Annotated in this window: 16 protein-coding genes; 8 read left to right on the forward strand and 8 right to left on the reverse strand. The window is 73.9% G+C overall.

Features of this window, described 5'->3' with window-relative positions; genetic code table 11:
- Positions 1–141: 141 nt before the first annotated feature.
- On the reverse strand, positions 142–2,361 hold the full coding sequence (locus MID12_RS08595) for an ATP-dependent DNA helicase UvrD2 (RefSeq protein WP_263165803.1): 2,220 nt from the start codon (positions 2,359–2,361) through the stop codon (positions 142–144).
- A 269-nt stretch (positions 2,362–2,630) separates the two neighbouring features.
- Between MID12_RS08595 and MID12_RS08600 the strand changes: the two genes are divergently transcribed.
- A complete protein-coding gene (locus MID12_RS08600; RefSeq protein ID WP_040248549.1) occupies positions 2,631–2,885 on the forward strand; it encodes a mycoredoxin in 255 nt (84 codons plus the stop codon).
- Positions 2,886–2,964: 79 nt separating this feature from the next.
- Here the strand turns inward: MID12_RS08600 and MID12_RS08605 are convergent, their stop codons facing one another.
- The 3 genes from MID12_RS08605 to MID12_RS08615 all read right to left on the reverse strand — a co-directional run bounded on the left by MID12_RS08605 (position 2,965) and on the right by MID12_RS08615 (position 5,598).
- Positions 2,965–3,174 (reverse strand): hypothetical protein, encoded by a 210-nt coding sequence (locus tag MID12_RS08605; protein WP_263165805.1) that lies wholly within the window; start codon positions 3,172–3,174, stop codon positions 2,965–2,967.
- A gap of 4 nt (positions 3,175–3,178) precedes the next feature.
- A complete protein-coding gene (gene nudC, locus MID12_RS08610; protein WP_263165807.1) occupies positions 3,179–4,126 on the reverse strand; it encodes an NAD(+) diphosphatase in 948 nt (315 codons plus the stop codon).
- A gap of 68 nt (positions 4,127–4,194) precedes the next feature.
- The gene (locus MID12_RS08615; RefSeq protein WP_263165809.1) at positions 4,195–5,598 is read right to left on the reverse strand and encodes a dipeptidase; all 1,404 of its coding nucleotides are present in this window, start codon (positions 5,596–5,598) and stop codon (positions 4,195–4,197) included.
- 113 nt (positions 5,599–5,711) lie between these two features.
- On the opposite strand from MID12_RS08615, the gene MID12_RS08620 reads away from it, so the two are divergent.
- Both MID12_RS08620 and MID12_RS08625 read left to right on the forward strand, forming a co-directional pair.
- Positions 5,712–6,083, forward strand: a complete 372-nt coding sequence (locus MID12_RS08620) for a hypothetical protein (protein WP_263165810.1) — start codon at positions 5,712–5,714, stop codon at positions 6,081–6,083.
- Positions 6,084–6,376: 293 nt separating this feature from the next.
- The gene (locus MID12_RS08625; RefSeq protein ID WP_263165812.1) at positions 6,377–6,862 is read left to right on the forward strand and encodes a hypothetical protein; all 486 of its coding nucleotides are present in this window, start codon (positions 6,377–6,379) and stop codon (positions 6,860–6,862) included.
- A 44-nt stretch (positions 6,863–6,906) separates the two neighbouring features.
- On the opposite strand, the gene MID12_RS08630 is transcribed toward MID12_RS08625, so the two are convergent.
- The 3 genes from MID12_RS08630 to MID12_RS08640 form a co-directional block, all read right to left on the reverse strand.
- Complete coding sequence (locus tag MID12_RS08630; protein ID WP_263165814.1) at positions 6,907–10,686, reverse strand: ATP-dependent DNA helicase; 3,780 nt, start codon at positions 10,684–10,686, stop codon at positions 6,907–6,909.
- A 156-nt stretch (positions 10,687–10,842) separates the two neighbouring features.
- Positions 10,843–14,469 (reverse strand): UvrD-helicase domain-containing protein, encoded by a 3,627-nt coding sequence (locus MID12_RS08635; protein ID WP_263165816.1) that lies wholly within the window; start codon positions 14,467–14,469, stop codon positions 10,843–10,845.
- Positions 14,470–14,724: 255 nt separating this feature from the next.
- Entirely contained in the window at positions 14,725–15,120 is a 396-nt protein-coding gene (locus MID12_RS08640) for an MGMT family protein (protein ID WP_317633365.1), read from the reverse strand.
- 997 nt (positions 15,121–16,117) lie between these two features.
- Between MID12_RS08640 and MID12_RS08645 the strand changes: the two genes are divergently transcribed.
- The 4 genes from MID12_RS08645 (at position 16,118) to MID12_RS08660 (ending at position 23,132) form a co-directional block, all read left to right on the forward strand.
- Complete coding sequence (locus tag MID12_RS08645; RefSeq protein WP_411576926.1) at positions 16,118–18,661, forward strand: lysylphosphatidylglycerol synthase domain-containing protein; 2,544 nt, start codon at positions 16,118–16,120, stop codon at positions 18,659–18,661.
- 87 nt (positions 18,662–18,748) lie between these two features.
- A complete protein-coding gene (locus MID12_RS08650; RefSeq protein ID WP_263165820.1) occupies positions 18,749–19,714 on the forward strand; it encodes a D-2-hydroxyacid dehydrogenase family protein in 966 nt (321 codons plus the stop codon).
- A gap of 230 nt (positions 19,715–19,944) precedes the next feature.
- Positions 19,945–21,501 carry an alpha/beta hydrolase gene (locus MID12_RS08655; protein WP_040248563.1) on the forward strand — a complete coding sequence of 519 codons (1,557 nt, stop codon included), beginning with the start codon at positions 19,945–19,947 and terminating at the stop codon, positions 21,499–21,501.
- Between the two features lie 86 nt (positions 21,502–21,587).
- Positions 21,588–23,132 carry an alpha/beta hydrolase gene (locus MID12_RS08660; protein WP_263165822.1) on the forward strand — a complete coding sequence of 515 codons (1,545 nt, stop codon included), beginning with the start codon at positions 21,588–21,590 and terminating at the stop codon, positions 23,130–23,132.
- 225 nt (positions 23,133–23,357) lie between these two features.
- On the opposite strand, the gene MID12_RS08665 is transcribed toward MID12_RS08660, so the two are convergent.
- Positions 23,358–24,257: an NAD(P)-dependent oxidoreductase gene (locus MID12_RS08665; protein WP_263165824.1), complete on the reverse strand. Its 900-nt coding sequence runs from the start codon at positions 24,255–24,257 to the stop codon at positions 23,358–23,360.
- Between the two features lie 95 nt (positions 24,258–24,352).
- Between MID12_RS08665 and MID12_RS08670 the strand changes: the two genes are divergently transcribed.
- On the forward strand, positions 24,353–24,709 hold the full coding sequence (locus MID12_RS08670; protein WP_263165826.1) for a winged helix-turn-helix transcriptional regulator: 357 nt from the start codon (positions 24,353–24,355) through the stop codon (positions 24,707–24,709).
- Positions 24,710–24,745 lie beyond the last annotated feature (36 nt).

Genomic DNA, 24,745 nt, shown 5'->3' on the forward strand with positions numbered 1-24,745 from the left:
GTCTCAGGGGACCGGCAGAACCGGTCCGGATGTTCAAGTACACCACGCGTTCAGGGCTTCACAGAAGCCTCTGTTCCCGTGTGCTTAGAACCTATGGGGCTGACAGCGGGGTGCGCAAACTATTTTTTCGATGAGTTTGTATCAGTCGTCCGCGCTCTCGGCCTCAGGGATCTGACCTGCGCATATGGCGAGAACATCGGCTCCGTACCGGCGAAGTTTCCGGGCGAGGACGCCGGGGATACGGGAGAGCTCGCGCTCGTCCTCGGGGACGGACTCGGCGATGGCGATGAGCGTCTTGTCGGTGAACACGCAGAAGTCCGGCTGCCCGCTGAGCTGTGCCTGGGCGGCCCGCCAGTCCCGGAGCCGCTCGTAGAGGCCCTCGTCCATGTCGGAGGGGCAGTCCTCGCAGCGCATCAGCTTCATCTCGCCCGCGTCGGTGAGCGAGCGCCCGCAGACACGGCACCGCGCGGGTGTACGGACGGTGGGGCGGGGCCGGACGCTGCTGGGCAGCGAGGTGCCGCGTTCGATGCCCGCGCCGCCCCCGGCGGACTGGACGGCGGGGCCCGTGGAACCGGGCCGCAGTCCGTCGAGGAAGCGGCTCGGCCTGCGTCCCCCGCGCCCGCCGGGCGAGCGGGAGAGTGACCAGGAGACGCCGAGGTGGCGGCGGGCCCGGGTGACCCCGACGTAGAGCAGGCGGCGCTCCTCCTCGACCTGCGCCTCGGTCTTGGCGTAGGAGATGGGCATCATGCCCTCGGCCACGCCGACCAGGAAGACGGCGTCCCACTCCAGGCCCTTGGCGGCGTGCAGGGAGGCGAGGGTGACGCCGTCGACGGTGGGGGCGTGCTGGGCACTCGCGCGTTCGTCGAGTTCGGCGACGAGTTCACCGAGACCGGCCTCCGGGCGGGCCCGGGCGAAGTCCTCGGCGAGCCGGACCAGTGCCGCAAGCGACTCCCAGCGTTCCCGTACGGCACCCGAACCCGCGGGCGGGGCGGGCTGCCAGCCTTTCGTGGACAGCACGGCGCGTACCTGGGAGGGCAGGTCGACGGCGTCGTCGAGCAGGGCGTCGTTGCCGCCGAAGCGGGCGGCGCCCCGCAGCGCGGCCCCGGCCTCGCGCACCTCGGTGCGCTCGAAGAACCGCTCGGCGCCGCGCAGTTGGTAGGCGATCCCCGCGTCGGCGAGCGCCTGTTCGTAGATCTGGGACTGGGAGTTGGTACGGAAGAGGATGGCGATCTCCCCGGCGGGGGTGCCCGAGGCGATGAGCTCGCGGATGCGGCGGGCGGCACCCTCGGCTTCGGCGGGCTCGTCCGGGTACTCGCGGTAGGCGGGTTCGGGCCCGGCCTCCCGCTGGGAGACGAGTTCGAGGCGGTGGTCGGCGGCCCGGCCGCGCGCCTGGAGCAGCAGTCCGTTGGCCAGGTGGACCACCTGCGGGGAGGAGCGGTAGTCACGGACCAGCTTGACCAGGGTGGCGCCGGGGTGCCGGACGCGGAAGTCGAGCAGGTGGTCGGGGGTGGCGCCGGTGAAGGAGTAGATGGTCTGGCTGGCGTCGCCGACGACGCAGAGGCTGTCGCGTTCGCCGAGCCAGAGTTCGAGCAGGCGCTGCTGGAGGGGGCTGACGTCCTGGTACTCGTCGACCACGAAGTGCTGGTACTGGGCGCGGACCGCCTCGGCGATGTCGTGCCGGTCCTGGAGGATGCCGACGGTGAGCAGCAGCACGTCCTCGAAGTCGATCACGGACCGGTCCCGCTTGAGGGACTCGTAGGCGGAGTAGACCTGGGCGATCTCCGCGGAGTCCCGGGGGCTCTGGCGGCCCGCCTTGGCGGAGGCGGCGGCGTAGTCGGCGGGCACGGTCTGGGTGACCTTCGCCCATTCGATCTCGCCGGTGACCTCCCGCAGTTCGCTCCGGTCGAGCCGGACGCGGCAGCCCGCCGCCGCCTCCGCGACGAGCTGGACCTTGCGTTCGGCGATCCGCGGGAGTTCGCCGCCGACGGCCTTGGGCCAGAAGTACTGGAGCTGGCGCAGGGCCGCCGAGTGGAAGGTGCGGGCCTGCACCCCCTGGGCACCGAGCTGGCGCAGGCGCCCGCGCATCTCGCCCGCGGCGCGGTTGGTGAAGGTGACGGCGAGCACGCTGCCGGGCTGGAGTATCCCGGCGAGCACGCCGTAGGCGATGCGGTGGGTGAGGGCCCTGGTCTTGCCGGTTCCTGCTCCGGCGAGCACGCACACCGGTCCGTGCAGCGCGGTGGCGACCTCGCGCTGCTCGGGGTCGAGTCCGTCGAGTACGGCGTCGGCGTCGCGCGGCGGGGCCGCGAACTGGCCGTCGCCGTGCTCGCCGGAGAAGAGGGTGGGATGCGGAGCTGCGGTCACCCCGCCATGCTGCCAGGTCGCCGGGAGAGGGCGTGCGCTGTGTCCACAGGGCCGTGAGGACGGTACGACTCATCGCACCGGACCGGCTTCACTGTGGACAAGAGCCCCTCCCTCCTCCGGGGTTGCGGGTACACATGTCCGTGGCTTGTGACAGATCTTCGTACGGTCTGCGTCCGGTGACCGTCGCGCCGGGAATGGTGACCGGTGCGCGGGCGTTCGATCTGTTGCGAGGGGCAATTCCCATTTGGATCCGTGAAGGAGCACTCGACATGCCGGGCACTGTGACGATGTACAGCACCACGTGGTGCGGCTACTGCCGCCGGCTCAAAGGCCAGCTGGACCGCGAAGGCATCGCGTACAACGAGATCAACATCGAACAGGACCCGGAGTCGGCCGCCTTCGTGGAGAAGGCCAACGGCGGCAATCAGACGGTCCCCACGGTGCAGGTGATCCCCGAGGGCGGCGCCGAGGTCGTCATGACCAACCCCAGCCTGGCGCAGGTCAAGCAGGCCCTGGGCGCCTGAGCCCGGCGGAGCGGCGAAGCGGGGGCCCGGCAGGTCCGGCCCCCGCGGCACCGTCCATCGGACGGGCCCGCTCGCGCCGTCAGACCGATCCGGTCGCGAGCAGGGCCCGGTGCGGGAGTACGAGCCGTCCGTCCGGTGCCGTGCACTCGCGGCAGAGCTCGGTGCGGCGGCGTTCGAACTCGGCGGCGTCGAAGGCCGTCATCCGGCGCTCGCCCCGGCCGCGCTCGGCTCCGCGCCCCGGCTGTCCCGCCGAGGCCCTGCCGCCCGCCCGGCCAGGGGTGTCCGCCACCGGCTCAGAAGGCGCCCTGGCGCTGCGGCAGCGGCTTGCCGTACCAGAGTTCCACCAGGCGGGCGGCGATGGAGATGCCGTACGGCGGCAGGACCTCGCCCGAGGCGAAGCCCGCTTCGAGCTCCTCGCGGGAGAACCAGCGGGCCTCGTGGATCTCCTCGCCGTCGACGTTGATCTCCGAGGAGGTCGCCTGGGCGCGGAAGCCGAGCATCAGGCTGGACGGGAAGGGCCAGGGCTGGCTGGCCACGTACTCGACCTCGCCGACCACCACTCCGGCCTCCTCGAAGACCTCCCGGCGCACCGAGTCCTCGATGGACTCCCCGGGCTCGACGAAGCCCGCGAGGGTGGAGAAGCGCCCCTCCGGCCAGTGCACCTGGCGGCCGAGCAGCGCCCGGTCCTTCGCGTCGGTGACGAGCATGATCACGGCGGGGTCGGTACGCGGGTAGTGCTCCGCACCGCAGGCGGCGCAGCGTCGGATGTGCCCCGCCGCGGCGATGGCGGTGCGCTCCCCGCAGCGGGAGCAGAAGCGGTGCAGCCGCTGCCAGTTCTCCAGGGCGACCGCGTGCACCATCAGCCCGGCGTCGCGCGGGGAGAGCAGCAGCCCGGCCTCGCGCAGCCCGGCGGGCCGCGCGGACTGGTCCATGCGGCCCGGCAGCGAGTCCTTCTGCAGGGCGAAGTAGCTGACGCCCTCCTCGTCGGTGCCGAGGAAGTAGCGGTGGGACTCGGTGGGCGGCGCCTCGAAGGAGGGCGTCATCACGATCTCGGTGCGGCCGTCGGCCGTCTCGTCAATGAGCACCTGACCGCCGGAGACGACGAAGACCCGGGTCGAGGGGTGGCTCCAGGCCGCGGCGAGCCAGGCCTCGTCGAGCCGGTGGTGTGCGGCGCGGTCGATGCCGCTGGGCGCGGTGAGCGCCAGCGGACGCTCGGGGCTGTGGTCGGTCCAGGTAGTCACAGGGTGCTTCCAACTCCCGGGGAGTGAGTGGTGCGACGGCGGGTTCGGCGGGCAGTGGGCGGCGCGGGTCAGGTGGCCCCGGGCCAGTTCTGGGCGAGGTCGGACCACAGGTACGCGCCGGCCTCGGCCCCCTTGAGCAGCAGGTCGAGTTCGACCTTCTCGTTGGGCGCGTGCCAGGCGTCCGAGGGTACGGAGATACCGAGGAACAGCACCGGTACCCCCAGTACTTCCTGGAGGCAGGCCGCGGGACCGGAGCCGCCCTCACGGGTGAGCAGGATCCTCCGGCCGAAGGCACGGCCCATCGCGCGGGTGAGGGAGCCGAGCGCGGGGTGGTCGAGCGGCGCGAGGCACGGGCGGGTACCGGCACTGAACACCGTCTCCTGGCGGATGCCCGCCGGGATCCGGCGGGCCACCCAGTCGCCGACGATCCGCTCGATGTGCTCCGGGTCCTGGTCGGCGACCAGCCGGAAGGAGAGTTTGACCATCGCCGAGGACGGGATGATCGTCTTGCCTCCCTCGCCCTGGTAGCCGCCGCCGATGCCGTTGACCTCGGCGGTGGGGCGGGCCCACAGGCGCTCCAGGGTGGTACGGCCGTGCTCGCCCGCCGTCGCCTGCGACTTGGCGGTGTCCAGCCAGGAGGCTTCGTCGAAGGGGAGTTCGGCGAACAGGGCGTGCTCCTGCTCGGTGAGTTCTTCGACTCCCTCGTAGAAGCCGGGGATCGTGACGCGGCCGTCCTCGTCGTGCAGGGCGGCGACCAGCCGGGCGAGCGCGGTCGCGGGATTCGGCACCGCGCCGCCGAACGACCCGGAGTGCAGGTCCTCGGCGGGCCCGTACAGGGTGATCTCGCACTCGGCGAGGCCGCGCATCCCGGTGCAGACGGTGGGGGTCTCGGCGGACCACATGCCGGTGTCCGAGACGATCACGACATCGGCGCCCAGCCGGGCGGCATGCTCCTCGACGAGCGCGGCGAAGTGCGGGGAACCCGACTCCTCCTCGCCCTCGACGAGCATCTTGAGGTGGACGGCCGGAGCCTTCCGCCCGGTCGCGGCGAGGTGCGCGCGCACGGCCAGGGTGTGGAAGAAGACCTGGCCCTTGTCGTCGGCCGCGCCCCGTGCGTACAGCTTGCCGTCGATGATCTCGGGCGCGAAGGGCTCGGTGGCCCAGCCGTCCTCACGGGCGGCGGGCTGCACATCGTGGTGCCCGTAGACGAGCACCGTCGGGGCGCCGGGATCGCCGCTCGGCCACTCGGCGAAGACGGCGGGGAGCCCTTCGGTCGGCCAGACCTCGACGGTCGGGAATCCGGTCTCCTTGAGCTGAGCGGCCAGCCAGTCCGCGCTGCGCTGGACGTCCTGGGCGTGCGCCGGCTGAGCGGACACGGACGGGATGCGCAGCCACTCCGCGAGGTCGCCGAGGAAGACCTCGCGGTGGGTGTCGATATAACTGCGGACGGCGCTGTCCAGGGTCTCGCTCATGTCTTCGAGCCTATCCGCCCTCAGGGGGTGCCCCGGCCGGGAGGCATCTGTGATCCTGTGCTCCTTTTCCGGGGGCGCGCCACCGGTCGGTGTCCGGACGTAGGCTCCCCGGCATGGACAAGGTGTGGCCGCTCCTGGTGGTGCTGGGGAGCTTCACCGTGGTCCTCGGTGCGCTCGCCCGGCTGGCGGTGCACGTACGGCGCCGTGGCAGCGCCGGTGCCGGGATCAGTGCGGCCCCGGCCTCCTACGACGAGGCCTTCCGTGCGACCGCCCACGACTCGCACTACGAGATCCAGGCCCAGTCGGAACGCAAGGCCCCGCTCCTCTCCCCCGACGACGGACCCGGAGGCCGGCCCAGCCCCCTACGCCCCGGCTACGGCCCCCGGCGCCCCTCGCGGCAACGCCCCCGCACCGGACCGCGCGGCCCGCACGCCCTGCGCCGCCTCACCCGGCGCCGCCTCACCTGGCGGCGACGCGACCGCTGAGCGCGGGATATGGGGCACCGAGCGCCTGGCCTCTGGGCACTCTCCGGTGACGGCTCACCGTGGTTCTGGCTCACGGTCACCAGGTCATCCGCCTCCCCGCCACGGAGCCGGAGCACGGTCCGACGCCCGGAAAAGCCGATGCCCGTACGACGGTTCAGGTGGCAGGGTGGAACGGCGGAGCACCTGGCTCCGTCTCCGCGTCTCCCTTCGCGCCCCTCGCAACCCACTCAGGTCTTCCTCTCCCCCTTAACTTCCCTCCCTTCTCTCCCTTCCTCCTTCTCTCCGGAGTCTTCTTGTCTGCCCCGAACTCACCCCGCAAGCTCTACGAGATCCAGGTCGGTGTCTATGCCGACGAAGAGGGCGTGCGCGGCAGCGTCGACGGCTTCGCCCGGCTGCTGGGCAGGCGAGGGGTTCCGCACGCCCTCCAGGTCGCCGGTCCGCAGGAGACGACCGGCCCCGGCGGCATGCCCTTGGCGGAGTTCCACGAGGAGCTGCCCGAGCAGTGGCGTATCGAGCACCCCGAGGAGTCGCCCGGCACCCGCGCCGTCCACGAGATCAGAGTGGGTGTGCTGGGCTCCCGGGAGGAAGTCGACGCCCTGCGCGAGGAGTTGACCCGCGTCCTGTGCCCGGATCCCGAACACCCCTCCCCCTGCCCGATCCCCTGGGGCTCCGGCTGGTCCGGCGCCGGTCCCGGGGAGGACGAGCCGGAGGGCAGGGCCCAGGAGGCGCTGCTGCGGCAGCGGTACCGCCCTCTGCTGGAGGCCACGCGTCTCGGGTGACGCTCCCCCGTCACCTGGCCAAGGTTCTCCCCTCGTACTCGGCATCAGCCATCTGCATCAGCTATGCGTGCCCTCCTCTCCGTCTCCCCGCCTCCTCGGTCCCCGTGCTCCCGCGGTTCCCGATCGGCACTGTCTGCTCCCCCGGCATCCGTAGGGTCCGCACTGAGCAGCCTTTCCAGTTCCTCGCGGCCGGGCAGGGACTGGGGCCGGACGGTCTGCCCACTGCGGACGAAGTGGAAGGCGGCGTCCACCGAGTCGAGCGGTACCCCTTGCTGCTCCGCCCAGGCGAGGCGGTAGATCGCGAGCTGGAGCGGGTCGGCGCTGTCGGCGCGTCCGGTCTTCCAGTCGACGATCTCGTACCTGACGTCCCCTGGGCCTTCGGGGCCCTCCTCGCGGGACTCGGCGGGAGCCGTCCGGTACACGGCGTCGATCCTGCCCCGGAGTACCCGTCCCCCGAGCGCCAGTTGGAAGGGGGTCTCGATGCGGTGCGGGGTGCGCCGGGCATACGGGCCCCGAGTGAAGGCCTCCTTGAGGGATTCGAGGTCGCGTTCGTCGGCGATCTCCGCCTCGGCGCCCGGGAGTTCCTCCGGGTCGATCATGGGCAGGCGCAGCTCCTCGAAGCGTGACTCCACCCAGGCATGGAACCGCGTGCCCCGGCGAGCCGCGGGCTGCGGAGGCCGGGGCAGCGGTCGGGCGAGCTCCTGGGCGAGCCCGTCCGGGTCGGAGGCGAGGCGCAGGACCTCCGAGGCGCTGAGCGAGGCGGGGAGCACGACCTCGGTCACGCCCTGTCTGGCGCGCAGGAGTTCACCGGTCAGGGCCTCCAGATCCCGGTCCCAGGAGGCGACCGTACGGGTCTCCTCGGGGGTCAGGTCCTCCTCGGAGGCACGCGGGTGCGGCGGAACCGGGGCCGGGGCCTGGCGGGGAAGGGCGCCGGATCCGCGGACGGTCGGGCGCTGTTCCCAGGAGTCCCAGTCACCGAGATCACGGTCGGGGTCGAGGTCGAGGTCGGAGGCAAGGTCGAGGTCAGGGCTGGGGTCAGAAGCGAGGCCAGGGTCGGAGTCGGGGTCGGGGTCGGCGAAGTCCGGTTCGTCCTCGGCAAGTTCGGGCTCGGTCGGCTCCCCCGTCAGGAGTTCTTCCGCCTCGGCTGGTGCGGCGGCGGGGAAGCCTTCCTCCGGATACGCCTCGTCCTCCGGGACCGCCGGCCATTCGGGATCGTCGAAGAGCGGGGATCCACCGGGGGCGCCGGGTCGTCCGCGCGGCGGGACCGTACCCGCGCGGCTTCCGACGGGCGGGGCGTCCGAACCGTCCCCGGCGGCCTGCGCGGCGAGGCGGTCGAGGTGGGCGTTGACCGTCCGGGCTGCGGCGCGGCGGCGTTCCAGGGCTTCGGGGTCGAGGGGCAGCGGCCAGGCCCGTTCCACCGAGGCCTCGTGGAGTGCGGGGTTCTCCTCGTCCTCGGCGGGCTGCTCCGCCCAGGCCTCGATCTCGCCGTACCCGGCCGCGCAGTGTGCGTACAGCGCTTCGAGGAAGTCCGAGGGGCCGCGCGGGCGCTTCTGGCTGGGGCCCCACCAGTGGCCGGAGCCGAGGAGCAGGGAGCGGGGCCGGGTGAAGGTGACGTAGCCGAGGCGGAGTTCCTCGGTGCGCTGGTGTTCCTTCATGTCCTCGTGGAAGGTCCGCAGGCCGCGGGGGTCCCAGGAGGCGACCTCGGGGAGGGTGTCGCGGTCGCCGCGCAGCGCGTGCGGCAGGACCCTGCCCTGCGCGGTCCACTTCTCGCGCCCCTGGGTGCTCGGGAAGGTGCCCTTGACCAGGCCGGGGACGGCGACCACATCCCATTCGAGCCCCTTGGACTTGTGCGCGGTGAGCACCTTGACCGTGTTCTCCCCGCCGGGCAGGGCGTTGTCGAGCCCCTTCTCGTACTGCGCGGCCGTGCGCAGGAAGCCGAGGAAGGCGAGCAGGCTCGCCTCGCTCTCACTGGCGGCGAAGGAGGCCGCGACGTCGAGGAAGTTGGCGAGGGTCTCGCGGCGGCGGGCCGCCAGCGCCTGTGGTGAGGCGGAGAGTTCGACCTCCAGGCCGGTGACCGCGAGCACCCGGTGCAGTACGTCCATCAGCGGATCGGCGAGGGAACGGCGCAGTTCGCGCAGCTCGGCGGCGAGGTGGGCGAAGCGGACCCGGGCCGCCTCCGAGAAGGGCAGCCCGTCCTCGGCGGCCCCGCCGGAGTCGAGGAAGGTGTCCAGGGCGTCGGCCAGGGAGACGAGTTCGGCCGGGTCGACGCCCTCGACCGCCTCGGCAAGTCGCTGATCGGCGTCCTCGTCCTGCTCGCCGCCGGGGTCGCCGTGCCGTACGAGGAGTCGGGCGCGGCGGCCGAGGAGGGCGAGGTCGCGGTGGCCGATGCGCCAGCGCGGGCCGGTCAGGAGTCGCACCAGGGCGGCGTTCGCACCAGGGTCCTGGAGGACTTCGCAGACGGCGACGAGGTCGGCGATCTCCGGCAGGTGCAGCAGGCCCGAGAGCCCGACGACCTCGACGGGGACGTCCCGGTCGACCAGCGCCTCCTGGATGCGGGCGAAGTCGGTGGCGGTGCGGCACAGGACGGCGATCTCCCCGGGTGGGGTACCGGTGGCCACCAGGTGTGCCAGCGAGTCGGCGAGCCAGTCGATCTCCTCGGCGTGGGTGGGCAGCAGGGCGCAGCGCACCAGTCCGTCCCGCTCGGCGCCCGGCGCGGGACGCAGCGCCTCGACGCCCGCGTGCCGTGCGCGCAGCGGTTCGGCGAGGGAGTTGGCGAGGTCGAGCAGGCGGCCGCCGCTGCGGCGGTTCTCGCTGAGGGCGTACCGCGCGGCGGGGGCTCCGTCGGCGTGCGCGAAGTGCTGCGGGAAGTCGTCGAGGTTGGCCACCGAGGCGCCCCGCCAGCCGTAGATGGCCTGGCAGGGGTCGCCCACCGCGGTCACCGGATGTCCGGTGCCGCCGCCGAACAGACCGGCGAGCAGGATGCGCTGGGCGACCGAGGTGTCCTGGTACTCGTCCAGCAGGACCACCCGGAACTCCTCCCGCAGCAGCGCGCCGACCTCGGGACGGCTGCGCGCGAGGGTGGCCGACAGCGCGATCTGGTCGCCGAAGTCGAGGAGGTCACGGGAGCGTTTGGCCTCCCGGTAGCGGGTGGCGAGCGCGGTCAGCTCGCGGCGGGCGGCGGCGGCTTCGGGCACCTTGCGCAGCTCGGCGTTGCTGAGTTTCGCCCCGTCGAGCGCGAGCAGGAGCTCGGCGTCGTGGCGGCGCAGGGCGGCGGGGTCGACGAGGTGCTCGGCGAGTTCGGAGTCGAGGGCGAGCAGGTCGCCGACGAGATCGGCGAAGGAGCGGGTGAGTGCGGGGTAGGAGCCCGGCGCCTCCCGCAGCACCCGGGCCGCGAGCTGGAAGCGGGTGGCGTCGGCGAGCAGCCTGGTCGTCGGCTCCAGGCCGATGCGCAGTCCGTGGTCGGTCAGCAGGCGCCCGGCGAAGGCGTGGTAGGTGGAGATCACGGGCTCGCCGGGCGGATGGTCCGGGTCGATGACATCGGGGTCGGTGACCCCGGCCCGTACCAGTGCCTTGGCCACCCGCTCGGAGAGTTCGCCCGCGGCCTTGTTGGTGAAGGTCAGGCCGAGCACCTGCTCCGGTGCCACCTGCCCGGTGCCGACCAGCCAGACCACACGGGCCGCCATGACCGTCGTCTTGCCCGAACCGGCTCCGGCCACGACGACCTGCGGGGCCGGCGGCGCGGTGATGCAGGCCGTCTGCTCCGGGGTGAACGGGATGCCCAGCAGCTCCTTGAGCTGTGCGGGGTCGGTCAGTCGTGCGGTCACAGGGGAGAGGCTAATCGCGCCGACCGACAGTCCGTCCGTTGTCCACAGGCAGCCCGCCCTCCCGGCTCTCGGCGGACCTCGTCCCGAAGTTATCCACAGGCTCCCCACGGATTCTTGCGTCCGCCCGATACTGCTGCCTCCGAGGACGCGGTGTCCTCACTCGACGATGTGGCGGCCCTCCGGGCGTGCGCTGCACGAGGAACGGAAGGAGCAGTGAGTGCAATGCTGACCAGGAGTGGGCGAGAAGCGTTCGTCGAGCACCCGGCCCGCGGCGGTGGCGAGGAGTTCGCCGACCCAGTCGCCGTTCAGGGCCTCCTGGGCCTGGACCTTGGGCAGTTCGTCCCCGCCGTCCCGACGCGCCGCGCCCTGGCGCAGCTGTACGAGTTCGGCACCGCCGGGCGGGGGGCGTTCCCCGCCGAAGGCCTCGTCGACGGCGCCCTCGCGCACGGCGAGCTGGTAGACGGCCAGCTGCGGGTGCCGCTCGACCTCGGCCGTGCTCGGAGCCTGCTTGCCGGTCTTGAAGTCGACGACGTAGGCCCGCCCTTCGCCGTCCCGCTCGACCCGGTCCATCGATCCGCGGATCGTCACGTCCACCTCGCCGGTGGTGAGCGTCACGTCGAAGTCGTGCTCGCTGGCGACCGGGGTGCGCCCGGCGCGGTCGAGCACGTGCCAGCGCAGGAAGCGCTCCAGGGCGAGGCGTGCGGTGTCCTTCTCCTGGGCCGACTTCCAGGGCGCGTCGAAGGCGAGCGCCTCCCAGACCGAATCGAGCCGCTCCATCAGGACGTCCAGATCCGCCGGGGTCTTCCCGGAGGCGACCTCGTCGGCGAGGACGTGGACGACATTGCCGAAGCCCTGGGCCGCGCTCGCCGGGGAGTCCGCCTTCACCTCCCGGCCGAGGAACCACTGCAGGGCGCAGGTACGGGCGAGTTGGTCGAGCGCGCTGCCCGAGAGCACGACAGGCTTGTCGCGATCGCGCAGCGGGACCCGGCTCTCGGTCGGCTCCTCCATCCCCCACCAGCGGTAGGGGTGGGCGGCGGGCACGAGCGGCCGGCCCTCGCCGTCGTCGAGCGCGGCGAGCCGGGCGAGCCGTTCGGCGGCCGCCTGCCGCAGGGCCGGGGAGACCCGCGGATCGACGGTGGTGGCACGCAGCTCGGCGACGAGCGCCGCCACGGCGAGGGGGCGCCGGGGGCGGCCCGTCACCTCCTTCGGCTCGACGCCGAGTTCACCCAGAAAGCGCGAGGGCTGGTCCCCGTCGTCGGCGGGGGCCCGTACCGCGGTGACGATCAGGCGCTCGCTCGCCCGGGTGGCCGCGACGTAGAAGAGGCGGCGCTCCTCGGCGAGCAGGGCGCCCGGGGTGAGCGGCTGGGCGAGCCCGTCCCGCCCGATCCGGTCCGCCTCCAGGAGCGAGCCGCGGCGCCGCAGATCGGGCCAGAGCCCCTCCTGCACCCCGGCGACCACGACCACCCGCCACTCCAGGCCCTTCGCGCGGTGCGCCGTCATCAGGCGTACGGCATCGGGGCGCACCGCGCGCCGGGTCAGGGTGTCCGCGGCGATGTCCTGCGCGTCGACCTCGGCGAGGAAGTTGAGGGCGCCGCGGCCCCCGGTGCGCTCCTCGGCGCGGGCCGCGGTCGCGAACAGGGCGCACACCGCGTCGAGATCGCGGTCGGCGTTGCGGCCCGCCGCGCCACCGCGCCGGGCGGCGCTCTCCAGGCGCCGCGGCCAGGAGGTGCCGGCCCACAGTTCCCAGAGCGCCTCCTCTGCACTGCCGCCCGCGGCCAGCCGCTGCCGTGCCCTGCGCAGCAGGTGGCCGAGCTGCTGGGCTCCGCGCGCGTAGGCGGGGTCATGGGCGACGAGGCGTTCGGGCTCGGCGAGGGCGCGGGCGAGCAGCGCGTCGGAGGACGGCGGCAACCGGTTCCCGGCGGCGCGCTCCTCCTCCCGCAGGGCGCGGCCGAGGCGGCGCAGATCGGCGGTGTCCATGCCCGCGAGCGGCGAGGTGAGCAGGGTGCGGGCGGTCTCGGTGTCCAGCCAGCCGACGGCGGCGTCCGGGGGTTCCGCGCCCGCCGCGGAGCTTTCCTCGGGCGCTTCCCCGGCCACCGGTTCGGGCATCGCGGACGGCTCAGACGGCTCAGATGTCCCGTCCTGTGCCTGGCCAGGCGTCTGGTCCGGCGCCTGGTCCGCACGCCCCGCGCCTTGGTCCTGATCCTGCCCCCGGCCTTGATCCTCGCCCGGCCCCCGGCCCTGATCCTGGTCTTGGTCCGCTGTCTGTCCCTGTCCCTGTCCCTGTCCCCGTCCCTGTCCCGGTTCCGCGCCCTGTTCCGATCGCCGGTCGCCGTCCACGGACTCCGCGACCACCCGGAGGGCGAGGAGGAGCGGTGCCAGGGCCGGTTCGTGGCGGAGCGGGAGGTCGTCGCCGTCTATGTCGAGCGGGACCCCGGCGGCGGACAGGGCACGCCGTACGGCCGGGATCGAGCGGGCCCCGGCGCGGACCAGGACCGCCATCCCGCCCCACGGGACCCCGTCCTCCAGATGGGCCCGCCGCAACAGGTCGGCGATGTTGTCGAGTTCGGCGCCCGCCGTCGGATACGTGTACACCTCGGCCGTGCCGCCCTCGCGCTCGGCGGTCAGCTCGCGGTGCGCCCGTACCTTCTCCGAGGGCAGCCGGGTCAAGGGCATCCGCTGGGTGAGCAGCCGGGTGGCCGCGAGGAGTCCGGCTCCGGCGCGGCGCGAGGTGCCGAGTACGCGGACGGGGGCGGGGCGGCCGTCGGGGCGGCGGAAGGTGTCGGGGAAGTCGAGGATGCCGTTCACGTCCGCGCCGCGGAACGTATAGATGGACTGGTCCGGGTCGCCGAAGGCGAGGAGCGCCCGCCGGGAGGCGGCGGCCGACTCGGCGCCGGGAGCGGGACGCCCGGTGGGGCGGGCCGCGCCGGGGTCCCCGGCCAGCGCCTGGAGCAGCCGTACCTGGGAGGGGTCGGTGTCCTGGTACTCGTCGACGAACACGGCGTCGTACCGGGCGGCGAGCCGGCGCGCGACCTCGGGGCGCCGGGCGAGGAGGACCGCCCGGTGGACGAGTTCGGCATAGTCGAGGACCCCCTGGAGGTCGAGGACGTCCAGATACTCGGCGAGGAAGTCGGCGGCGGCTCCCCAGTCGGGCCGCCCGGTGCGGGCCGCGAAGGAGGCCAGCGAGCGCGGGCCGAGCCCGAGTTCACGGGAGCGGGCCAGCACCGCGCGGACCTCGTCGGCGAAGCCCCGGGTGGTCAGGCAGGCCCGGAGCTCGTCCGGCCAGCGGGTGCGGGCGAGACCGTGCCGGGCCAGGTCGATCTGGCCGGCGAGCAGTTCGCGTACGGCGACGTCCTGCTCGGGGCCGGAGAGGAGCCGCAGGGGCTCGCGGAAGAGGTCGCTGTCCTGGTGGGCGCGGACCAGCGCATAGCAGAAGGAGTGGAAGGTGGTGGCCTGTACCGCGCCCGCGGCGGTGGTGCGCAGCGCGATGCGGTCGCGCAGTTCGACGGCGGCCTTGCGGCTGAAGGTGAGGACGAGGAGGCGTTCGGGGTCGTCGCCGCGGGCGAGGCGGGCGCAGACCGACTCGACGAGGGTGGTGGTCTTGCCCGTGCCGGGCCCGGCGAGGACGAGGAGCGGTCCGCCCTGGTGATCAACCACGGCCTGCTGCGCTGCGTCCAGTCGAGGAGGGCCGAGGGTGGCCGGCGGCGTGCGGACGAGACGGTACGCGGAGTCCCCCTGCCGGACCCGGGGGTGCGACAGGCGCCGGGTGGAGGAAGAGGAGCTCACGTGAATCGCCGGTCCTGGTGGTTGTGCTGGTGGTGCGGTGCGGGCCGCCGCGGACCGCTGTGCGCGGTGACGGCGGCCGGGGGCCCGGAGAGCGCCCGAGCCTGGGGTCCCCGCGCCTTCTCGTCCCCGGCCCCACCGGCCCGCGCTGCGGGTCACGGGGGCGTGGGAGTCGAACGTACGCCAGTCGGGGCGGCCCGCGGGTGTCCCCCGTACGGTCCACGGGCCTGCCGTGGGGGCGCGCGGTGGCGCAGGCTGTCAGGTGTGAGCCTCCGTGCCCCCGCCGTCCCAGCGCGCCCGCCTCATGTCCAGGCGGGGCAGATGCCCCTCGGTGCTGCGGGAGGCCTCCCGCAGCGGGGTGCCCTCGGCGCGGTAGTGCTCCAGGGCGCGCAGTTCGTGGCCGGGGAGCAGGTGTCCGTCGGCGCGGACCACCCGCCACCAGGGGACCGCTCCCCCGTAGAGCGCCATGACGCGGCCGACCTGCCGGGGGCCGCCCTCGGCCAGCCACTCGGCGACATCGCCGTAGGTCATGACGCGGCCCTCGGGGATCAGTTCGGCGACGTCCAGGACGCGCTCGGCGTAGACGGGCAGCTCGTGAGCGCCGTCGCCGTCCGAGGGTGCGGCGCGCTCGCTCGGGGGGTTCTGTTCGCTCATCCGCCCCATCCTGCCGTACGCCACCGACAGCGCGGGCGGATCAGCGGGGCACCGGCGGCAGAGTCCGACAAAGCGGACTTGATGGTCGTGAGCCGCACCCTGCTGCCTCCGCTCGCGCCCGGCGCATGCCACCATCATGCGGACGGTGACTGGTGACGGACGAGCCAGGGCACCGCCCAGAACCGGATGAGACGAGGGAACGGCGAGGCGTGCGCCCCGACGAAGCGGCCAAGGAGCCCGGCACCGACTCGCACCGCGAGCCAGGGGGCCGCGGCGAGCGGGCGCCGGGCACGGGCACGCCCGGCGGAGCCGACGACCAGGACGGCGCACCGCCCGCCGCGGACACCGACCGGAAGGGCACGGGCACCGGTCCCCAGGCCACGGGCACCGGTCCCGAGGCCACCGGCACCGGCCCGGAGGCCACGGGCACCGACCGGGAGGGCACGGGCACCAGGCGGGAGGCCACAGGCACCGACCGAGAGGGCACGGACATCGGCCCAGAGGTCGCGGAAACCGGTCGCGAGGGTACGGACACCGACCGGCAGGCCACGGACACCCGCCCCGAGGCGGAGGCATCCCCGAGACCCACCGCCGCACCCCGGACCGCACCCACCACCGCCCCCGGTACCGCTTCCGGGACGACCCCCGGAGAAGCCCAACCCGGGAAGCCCGCGACCACACCCCCACGCCAGGACACCCCGCCCACTCCCACCACCCCGAGCTCCACCACGGCCCCGCCACCCCCTCCCCCCCGGAGCTCCCCCACGCCCCCGGCCACCCAGCCCACTCCGGCGCCCCCGACCACCCCGACCACCCCGGCCGCCCAGACCACCCCCCCCCGCCCCCACGCACCCGCCCACCCCCCACACATCCACCCCGCCTCGGTTCCCACGCCGACGGGGAGAACGCCTCGATCCGCAGCGGGGGTGCGCACGCCGACGAGGTCGAGGGCGACGAGCCGCTGCTCGCGGCGCGGGTGCACCGCCCCTCGGATCTGATGCGGCTGCTGGTGGGGGTGCTCGCGATCGCGGTGGTGCTCGCCATCGCCGCCTTCGCCCACGGCACCACCTCGGGCCTCGAACAGGACATCAGCAAGGGCACCGGCCAGGCGCCCGATCTGCTGATCAAGTTCGCGGGGCTGGCCTCCAGCATCGCGGTCCTGCTGGTGCCGGTGGCCTTCGCCATCGAGCGGCTGATCAAGCGGGACGGGCTGCGTATCGCGGACGGTGTGCTCGCGGCGGTGCTCGCGCACGGCGTCACCCTGGCGACCGATCTGTGGGTGGCGAAGTCGGCGCCCGGGTCGATCAAGGACGCGCTGACCCAGCCCGCGCCGGGGGACGTGCACGCCCTCACCGATCCCGTGCACGGCTATCTCGCGCCGGTGATCGCGTATATGACGGCGGTCGGGATGTCGCGCCGGCCGCGGTGGCGGGTGGTGCTGTGGGCGGTGCTGCTGCTCGACGCCTTCGCGATGCTGGTGACCGGGTACACGACGCCGTTCTCGATCATCCTGACGCTGCTGATCGGCTGGTCGGTCGCCTACGGCACCCTCTACACCGTCGGCTCCCCGAATGTCCGGCCCACCGGGCGGACCCTGCTCACCGGGCTGCGCCGGGTCGGGTTCCGGCCGCTCAGCGCGGCCCGCCAGGAGGTCGAGCCCGCCCAGGACGGCATAGAGCACGCGGACCGCGGGCGGCGCTATTTCGTCACCCTGGAGGACGGGCCGCCCCTGGATGTCACGGTGGTCGACCGGGAACAGCAGGCGCAAGGTTTCTTCTATCGCGCCTGGCGCCGGATCACCCTGCGCGGCATCACCACCCGCAGCAGCCTGCAGTCCCTGCGGCAGGCCCTGGAGCAGGAGGCCCTGCTCGCCTATGCGGTGATCTCGGCCGGTGCCAACGCCCCCAAGCTGATCGCCACCTCCGAGCTCGGCCCCGACGCGGTCATGCTGGTCTACGAGCACACCGGCGGCCGCACCCTCGACTCGCTGCCGGACGAGGAGCTGACCGACGCGCTCCTCGCGGACATCTGGCGGCAGGTCAAGGCGCTGCAGTCGCGGCGCATCGCGCACCGCAGGCTCGCGGGCGACGCCCTCCTGGTGGACCGCTCCGGCAAGGTGATCCTCACCGATCTGCGCGGCGGTGAGATCGCGGCCGGCGATCTCGGCCTGCGGATGGACATCGCCCAGCTCCTCGCCACCCTCGGCCTGCGGGTGGGCGCCGAACGCTCGGTGGCCTCGGCCCTCGCGGTGCTGGGCCCCGACGCGGTCGCCGACTGCCTGCCGATGCTCCAGCCCATCGCGCTGACCCGGGCCACCCGTACGACCCTGCGCAAGCTCGCCCGGGAGCGGGCGCAGCGCGAGCGCGAGGCGGTTCTCGAAGCCTCCCAGCGGGCCAAGCAGGCGCGGCTGGAGGAGAGCGGCGGCGAGGAGAGCGCGGCGCGCACGCCGGAGCGCGGCAAGAAGGCGGTCCGGGCCGAGAAGCAGGCCGAGAAGCGGGCCATCGACGAGGCCCTGGAGGAGGCCCGCGAGGAGGACCTGCTCACCCAGATCCGCCACCAGGTGCTCCGGATCCGCCCGCAGGCCCCGGTGGAGCCGGCCCGGCTGGAGCGGATCAGGCCGCGCACCCTGGTCAGTTTCATCGCGGGCGCGATCGGGGCGTACTTCCTGCTCTCGCAGCTCACCCACATCGAGTTCGGCACCCTCTTCGACGAGGCCCAGTGGGGCTGGGTCATCGCGGCCGTGGTCTTCTCGGCGCTGAGCTACTTCGCGGCGGCGATGAGCCTGCTCGGCTTCGTGCCGGAGCGGGTGCCCTTCCTGCGGACCGTGGCCGCGCAGGTCGCGGGGTCCTTCGTGAAGATCGTCGCCCCGGCCGCGGTCGGCGGGGTCGCCCTCAACACCCGCTTCCTGCAGCGCTCCGGGGTGCGGCCCGGGCTCGCGGTGGCCAGCGTCGGCGCCTCGCAGCTCTTCGGGCTCGGCAGCCATGTCGTCCTCCTGCTGACCTTCGGCTATCTGACGGGCACCGAGAAGACCCCCTCGCTCTCCCCCTCCCGTACGGTCATCGCCGGTCTGCTGACGGTGGCTGTGCTCGTGCTCGTGGTGACCTCGATCCCGTTCCTGCGCAAATTCGTCTCCACCCGGGTGCGTTCGCTGTTCGCGGGGGTGGTGCCGCGCATGCTGGACGTGCTCCAGCGTCCGCAGAAGCTGCTCACCGGCATCGGCGGCATGCTGCTGCTCACCGCCTGCTTCGTGATGTGCCTGGACGCCTCGATCCGCGCCTTCGGCAAGGACGACGCCTCCACCCTGAGCCTGGCCAGCGTCGCGGTGGTCTTCCTCGCGGGCAACGCCCTCGGCTCCGCCGCCCCGACCCCCGGCGGAGTGGGCGCCGTCGAGGCCACCCTGACCGTCGGGCTGATCGCGGTGGGCCTGCCCAAGGAGGTCGCGGCGCCCGCCGTGCTGCTCTACCGGCTGCTGACCCTGTGGCTGCCGGTGCTCCCCGGCTGGCTCTTCTTCAACCACCTCACCCGCAAGGGCGCCCTCTGACGCCCCCGGCCCCTCCCCCAAGGGACCGCCGCGTACGGTGAGGTCAGCGGCCCGGTGACCGTTCCGGGCCGGTCGGAGGGGAGCACCGTGGGGACCGCACTGCGCTGTGCCGTGCTCGACGACTACCAGCGGGCCGCGGCCGCCGGTGCGGACTGGTCGGTGCTCGAAGGCCGGGTGGAGGCGGTCTCCTTCACCGAGCACTTCGGTACGGAGGACGAACTCGCGGCGGCGCTCGCCGACTTCGACATCGTGGTCACCCTGCGCGAACGTGTCGCCTTCCCCGCCTCCCTCCTGACCCGGCTCCCCCGGCTGCGGCTGCTGATCGCCTCCGGGATGCGCAACTCGGTGATCGACTACGAGGCGGCCCGGGCGGCGGGGGTCACGGTGTGCGGCACCGAGAGTTCCAGCACCCCGCCCACCGAGCTGACCTGGGCGCTGCTGCTCGGCCTCGCCCGGCAGCTGGTGCCGGAGAGCACCGCGCTGCGCGAGGGCGGGCCCTGGCAGGGCAGCGTCGGCACCGACCTCGCGGGCCGCACCCTCGGGCTGCTCGGCCTCGGGAAGATCGGCGCCAAGGTAGCCCGGGTGGGCCTCGCCTTCGGCATGGACGTGCTCGCCTGGAGCCAGCACCTCACCCCCGCCCGCGCCGAGGAGGTCGGCGTCCGCCTCGCCGCTTCCAAGGAGGAGCTGCTCGCCCGTGCCGACTTCGTCTCCGTGCACCTCGCGCTCGGCCCGCGCACCCGTGGGCTGATCGGCGCCCGGGAGCTGGCGCTGATGCGGCCCGGGGCCTACCTGGTGAACACCTCCCGGGCCGCGATCGTGGACCAGGAGGCGCTGCTCGCCGCCCTGCGCGAGGGGCGGATCGCGGGGGCGGGCGTCGATGTCTTCGACCAGGAGCCGCTGCCCGCCGCTCACCCGATGCGCACCGCGCCCCGGCTGCTCGCCACCCCGCACCTCGGCTATGTCTCGCGCGCCAACTACGCCACGTACTACTCCCAGGCCGTCGAGGACATCCAGGCCTTCCTGGCCGGTGCGCCGATCCGCGTCCTGGGCTGACCCCGGCCCGCGTCCGTGTCCTGGGCTGACCCGACCCGCGCCTTCGGCCGGCCCCGGCCCGGCGTCCTCGGCCGACCCGGCCCGCGCCCTCAGCCGACCCCCGCGGCCCGCGTCCTCGGCTGGCCCCGGCCCGCTCCCCGCCCCCCGGGGGAACCGGGTCCCGCCCCGGCCCTCACCCGCTCGGCCCGCGGCCCCGGGCGGGCCCGCCGCCCCCGGCCGAGGATGGACGCATGCCGAAGCCCCGCCCGCTGCGTGCCGCCGCCCTCGCCTCCTTCGTCCTCCTCGCGGCGCTGCTGCCCGGCTGCGGGGACGGCGGCGGCGACAGCGGCTCGGCCTCCGAGGATCTGCCGCGGCAGAAGCTCGACTGGCGGGACTGCCCGGCTCCCGAGGACGCCCAGGGCGGCGGCAAGGCCCCGCGGGGCGCGGCCGGCGGCGGCGAGTGGCAGTGCGCGACGATGAAGGCGCCCCGGGACTGGAAGGAGCCGCGGGGCAAGACGGTGGACCTGGCGCTGATCCGGGCCCGCTCCACCGGCGGCGCGAAGGAGCGCATCGGCTCGCTGCTCTTCAACTTCGGCGGCCCCGGCGGCTCGGGCGTGACCACGCTGCCCTCCTTCGGCGACGAGTACAAGAGCCTGCGCGCCCGCTACGACCTGGTCAGCTTCGACCCCCGCGGGGTGGGCGCCAGCGCCCCGGTGCTCTGCGAGGACGCCGAGGACCTGGACGCGTACTTCCAGCAGGACTCGACCCCGGACAACCGGGCCGAGCGCGGCGAACTCCTCGCGAACACCCGGGAGTTCAACAAGGCCTGCGAGGACAACTCCGGCGAGATGCTGCCGCATGTGCGCACCACCGACGCGGCCCGCGACCTGGACCTGATGCGCCAGGTGCTCGGCGACCGCAAGCTGTACTACTTCGGCGTCTCCTACGGCACCGAACTGGGCGGTGTCTACGCCCACTTGTTCCCGAAGCGGGTCGGCAGGGCCGTCTTCGACGCGGTCGTCGACCCCACCGAGTCGACCGAGCAGGGCGCGCTCGGCCAGGCCCGCGGCTTCACCCTGGCCCTGGACAACTTCGCCGAGGACTGCGCCGCCAAGGGCGAGGACTGCACCCTCGGCGACTCCGCGGCGGACGTGAAGCGCCGTATCGCCGCCCTGCTGAAGCGGCTCGACGCCAAGCCGCTGCCCGGCGCCTTCCCGCGCCGCCTCACCCAGACCGCCGCGCTCAACGGCATCGCCCAGTCCCTCTACTCCAAGGACTTCTGGGAGTACCTCACCCAGGGTCTGGAGGAGGCCTACGACGGCAACGGCCAGACCCTGATGCTGCTCTCGGATTCGATGAACGGGCGCAATCCGGACGGCTCGTACAGCAATATCCAGGCCGCCAATGTCGCCATCAACTGCTCGGACGAGAAGGAGCGGCAGGCGGTGCGGGACGTCGAGCGGCAGCTGCCCGCCTTCCGCAAGGCCGCGCCGCTCTTCGGCGACTACCTGGCCTGGGGGATGCTCACCTGCACCGACTGGCCGGTCCCGGGCGCGGCCGAGCACCCCGAGGTGAGCGCCCCCGGCTCGGCCCCGATCCTGGTGGTCGGCAACACCGGGGACCCGGCCACTCCCTACGAGGGCGCCCGCAAGATGGCGCGGGCGCTCGGCAAGGGGGTCGGTGTGGAGCTGACGTACAAGGGCGAGGGGCACGGTTCGTACGACAGCGGGGACGCCTGTGTGCGCAAGGCGGTGAACGGCTATCTGCTCGACGGGCGGGTGCCCAGGTCGGGGACGGTCTGCGGCTGACGCCTACGATGGCGGCACCGTCCGGGCACCGGGGTGCCCGGCGCGAGGGGTGCCGTCCGGGGCCCGCTCAGGGGGAGGAAGAAGTCATGCGTCTGCTGCGCGCGCTGGCCGCCGGTGCGGCCGCCCTGCTGATCGCCGGGTGCGGGGGCTCCGGGGACGACGGCGGGGACGGGCCCTCACCCGATGCCAAGGGGCCCTCGGAACCGGCGCCCGGCGGCCAGTCCCTGCCCGCCTCGCTGACCGGGCAGAAGCTCGACTGGGGCCGTTGTGCGGCGGACGAGTCCGGCCGGGCACCCGGCGGCGACTGGGAGTGCGCCCGGCTGCGCGTGCCCCGCGACTACGCCGAGCCCGAGGGCACCCAGCTCCGGATCGCCCTGATCCGCGCCCGGTCCACCGGCGGCGCGAAGGAGCGCATCGGCTCGCTGCTCTTCAACTTCGGCGGCCCCGGCGGCTCGGGCCTGAAGACCCTGCCCGCGCTCGCGGGGGAGTACGAGAGGCTGCGCGGCCGCTACGACCTGGTCAGCTTCGACCCGCGCGGGGTGGCCGCGAGCGAGGGCGTCCGCTGCCGCGACGACCGGGCGCTCCAGGCCGCCGAGTCGGTGGACGCCACCCCGGACACGGCTGCCGAGGAGCGGGCCTTCCTGCGGGACGCCGCGGACTTCGGCAAGGGCTGCGCCCGCGAGGACGCCGCGCTGCTGCCGCATCTGTCCACCGCCGAGACCGCCCGCGATCTGGACCTGATGCGCCAGGTGCTCGGCGACCGCGAGCTCTCCTACTTCGGTATCTCCTACGGCACCGAACTCGGCGGCACCTACGCCCACTTGTTCCCGAAGCGGGTCGGCAGGCTGGTCCTGGACGCGGTCGTCGACCCCACGGCGGACTCGGTGGGCCACGCCAGGAACCAGGCGCGCGGATTCCAGCGGGCGCTGGAGGACTATCTGCGCTCCACCGGCGAGGACCCCAAGAAGGGCACCGCCCGGATCGCCGGACTCCTCGCCCGCCTGGACCAGAAGCCGCTGCGCGGCGACGGCGACCGGAAGCTGAACCAGACCCTGGCCACCACCGGGATCGCCGTCACCCTCTACAGCAAGTCCAACTGGCCGGTGCTCACCGAGGCCCTTCAGGCGGCCGAGGACGGCGACGGCGGCCCGCTGCTGCGCCTCGCCGACAACTACAACGGCCGTGACGAGAGCGGGCGTTACGACACCCAGAGCCACTCCCAGCGCGCGATCTCCTGCCGGGACGCGAAGGACCGGCCGACCGCCGCCGAGGCGAAGCGGCGCGGGGCGGAGTTCCGCCGCCTCTCCCCCGTCTTCGGCGACTTCCTCAACTGGGACACCGCGGGCTGGTGCCACCAGTGGCCGGTGCCCGGCACCCGCGCCACCCCAGAGGTCGCGGCGCCCGGCGCGGCACCGGTACTCGTCGTCGGCAACACCGGCGATCCGGCCACCCCCTACGAGGGCGCCCGCAAGATGGCCGACGAACTCGGCAAGGGCGTCGGCGTCCTGCTGACCTGGAAGGGCCAGGGCCACGGCGCGTACGGCAGCGGCAGCTCCTGCGTGGACGGGGCGGTCGACGGCTATCTGCTGCGGGGCGAGGCGCCCAAGGACGGGAAGGTCTGCGCGGGCTGAGCCGCGCCCGCACCCGGGAAACTCCGCTGGTGGGGAGGGCGGTTGGCGGGTTCCCGCCGTCCCCGCGGACGGCGGCGGTCACCCAGGCGCAGGGGAGGCAAGCCGTACGGGCGGTGGAGCCGGGGGCGGTCGGCTCCGCTCCTTCCGCCGGGCCTGCTCCCCGCCCCGTCCGCCGGGGCGACGGCGGGCCGGGCGGAGCGTCGCGGGCAGCGGTACGGCCCCGGGTCAGGCGGCGGTTCCGGGGGCCCGGCGCAGCAGGTCGATCAGACCGGCCAGGTCCTCCCCGCCGCCGCCCTCGGCCAGTCGGCGGCGCATCAAGGCGAAGTAGGGGCGGAGGAGTTCGGGGCTGACGCCCTGCTGCTCGGCGGTGCCGAGGAAGGTCGGCACCCCGGCCGTCTGCATGGCCAGGTCGGAGACGACATCCCCGGTGAGGTCACCGCTCTTCAGCCGCTCGGCGGTCCGGTGCACCGCCGGGGCCATCGCGGTGAGCCAGTCGGCGAGCAGCGGGGCGAAGGCCACCGGGTCGATGTCCTCCTCCCGGATCAGGGCGAAGGCGTGCGCGGTACCGGCGAACATCCCGTACATGGCGCTGAGCAGGGCCACATCGTGCAGGGCGGCGTGACCGGGGTCCGTACCGGTCCAGGTGGTCCCGGCCGGGACGGCGAGTGTCTCCCGGTGCCGGGTGAACAGCTCGTGGGAGCCGCTGTAGAAGACGTAGGCACCGGAGGCCGGGACGCCGATCATCGGAGGGACGGCCATGATCCCGCCGTCCAGGCAGCGGGCGCCGCGCGCGCTCGCCCAGGCGGCCCGGGCGCGGGCCTCGGCGGGGGTGCCGGTGGTGAGGTTGACCAGGTCCTTGCCCGCCGGTTCGGTACCGGCGAGCACCTCCTCGACCGAGGCCTCGTCGAGGAGGCAGAGGACGACCAGGGAGTTCGCCGCGACCGCCGCCGCGGCGCTCTCCGCGAGCACGGCGCCCTCGGCCACCAGGGGCGCGGCCCGGCCCGGGGTGCGGTTCCAGACGGTGACCTGATGACCGGCGGCGAGCCAGGCGCGGGCCAGCGCGGTGCCCATCGCACCGAGGCCGAGCAGGGTGAGGGGCGTCTTCTCGACTGCGTTCTGTGCCATGCCGATTAGGCTGGTCACCGATGCCGGAGGGTTCAAGTACGCACTTCGGAGTGGGCGCTTACCCGCGGGTGAGCGAGGAGGTCCAAGGGGTGGCCATGACGACGCTGAACCGGCCGGACACACCGGGTGCGCACGCCTGCGGGATCGACACCGCGATGGAGATCATCGGCGGCAAGTGGAAGGTGCTGATCCTCTGGGCCCTCCAGGAGCGGCCCGCCCGCCGCTTCCGGGAACTGCGCCGCGAGGTCCCGGGCATCACCGAGAAGGTGCTCGCCTCCCATCTGCGCGAGATGGAGGCCGACGGCATCGTCCGCCGCGTCTCCTACGAGGAGGTGCCGCCCCGCGTCGAGTACTCGCTGACCGAGGACGGCGCCCGCCTCAACCAGGCGCTGGGTCCGCTGGCCGCCTGGGGCCGGGGACGGCAGGTCGTACGGGCGCCCCGGGGCACCTGAGCCGTGCGCGCCCACGCCGCGGGCCCGCACCCTCCG

The organism is Streptomyces sp. SCSIO ZS0520, assembly GCF_025643355.1.
GTDB lineage: Bacteria > Actinomycetota > Actinomycetes > Streptomycetales > Streptomycetaceae > Streptomyces > Streptomyces physcomitrii.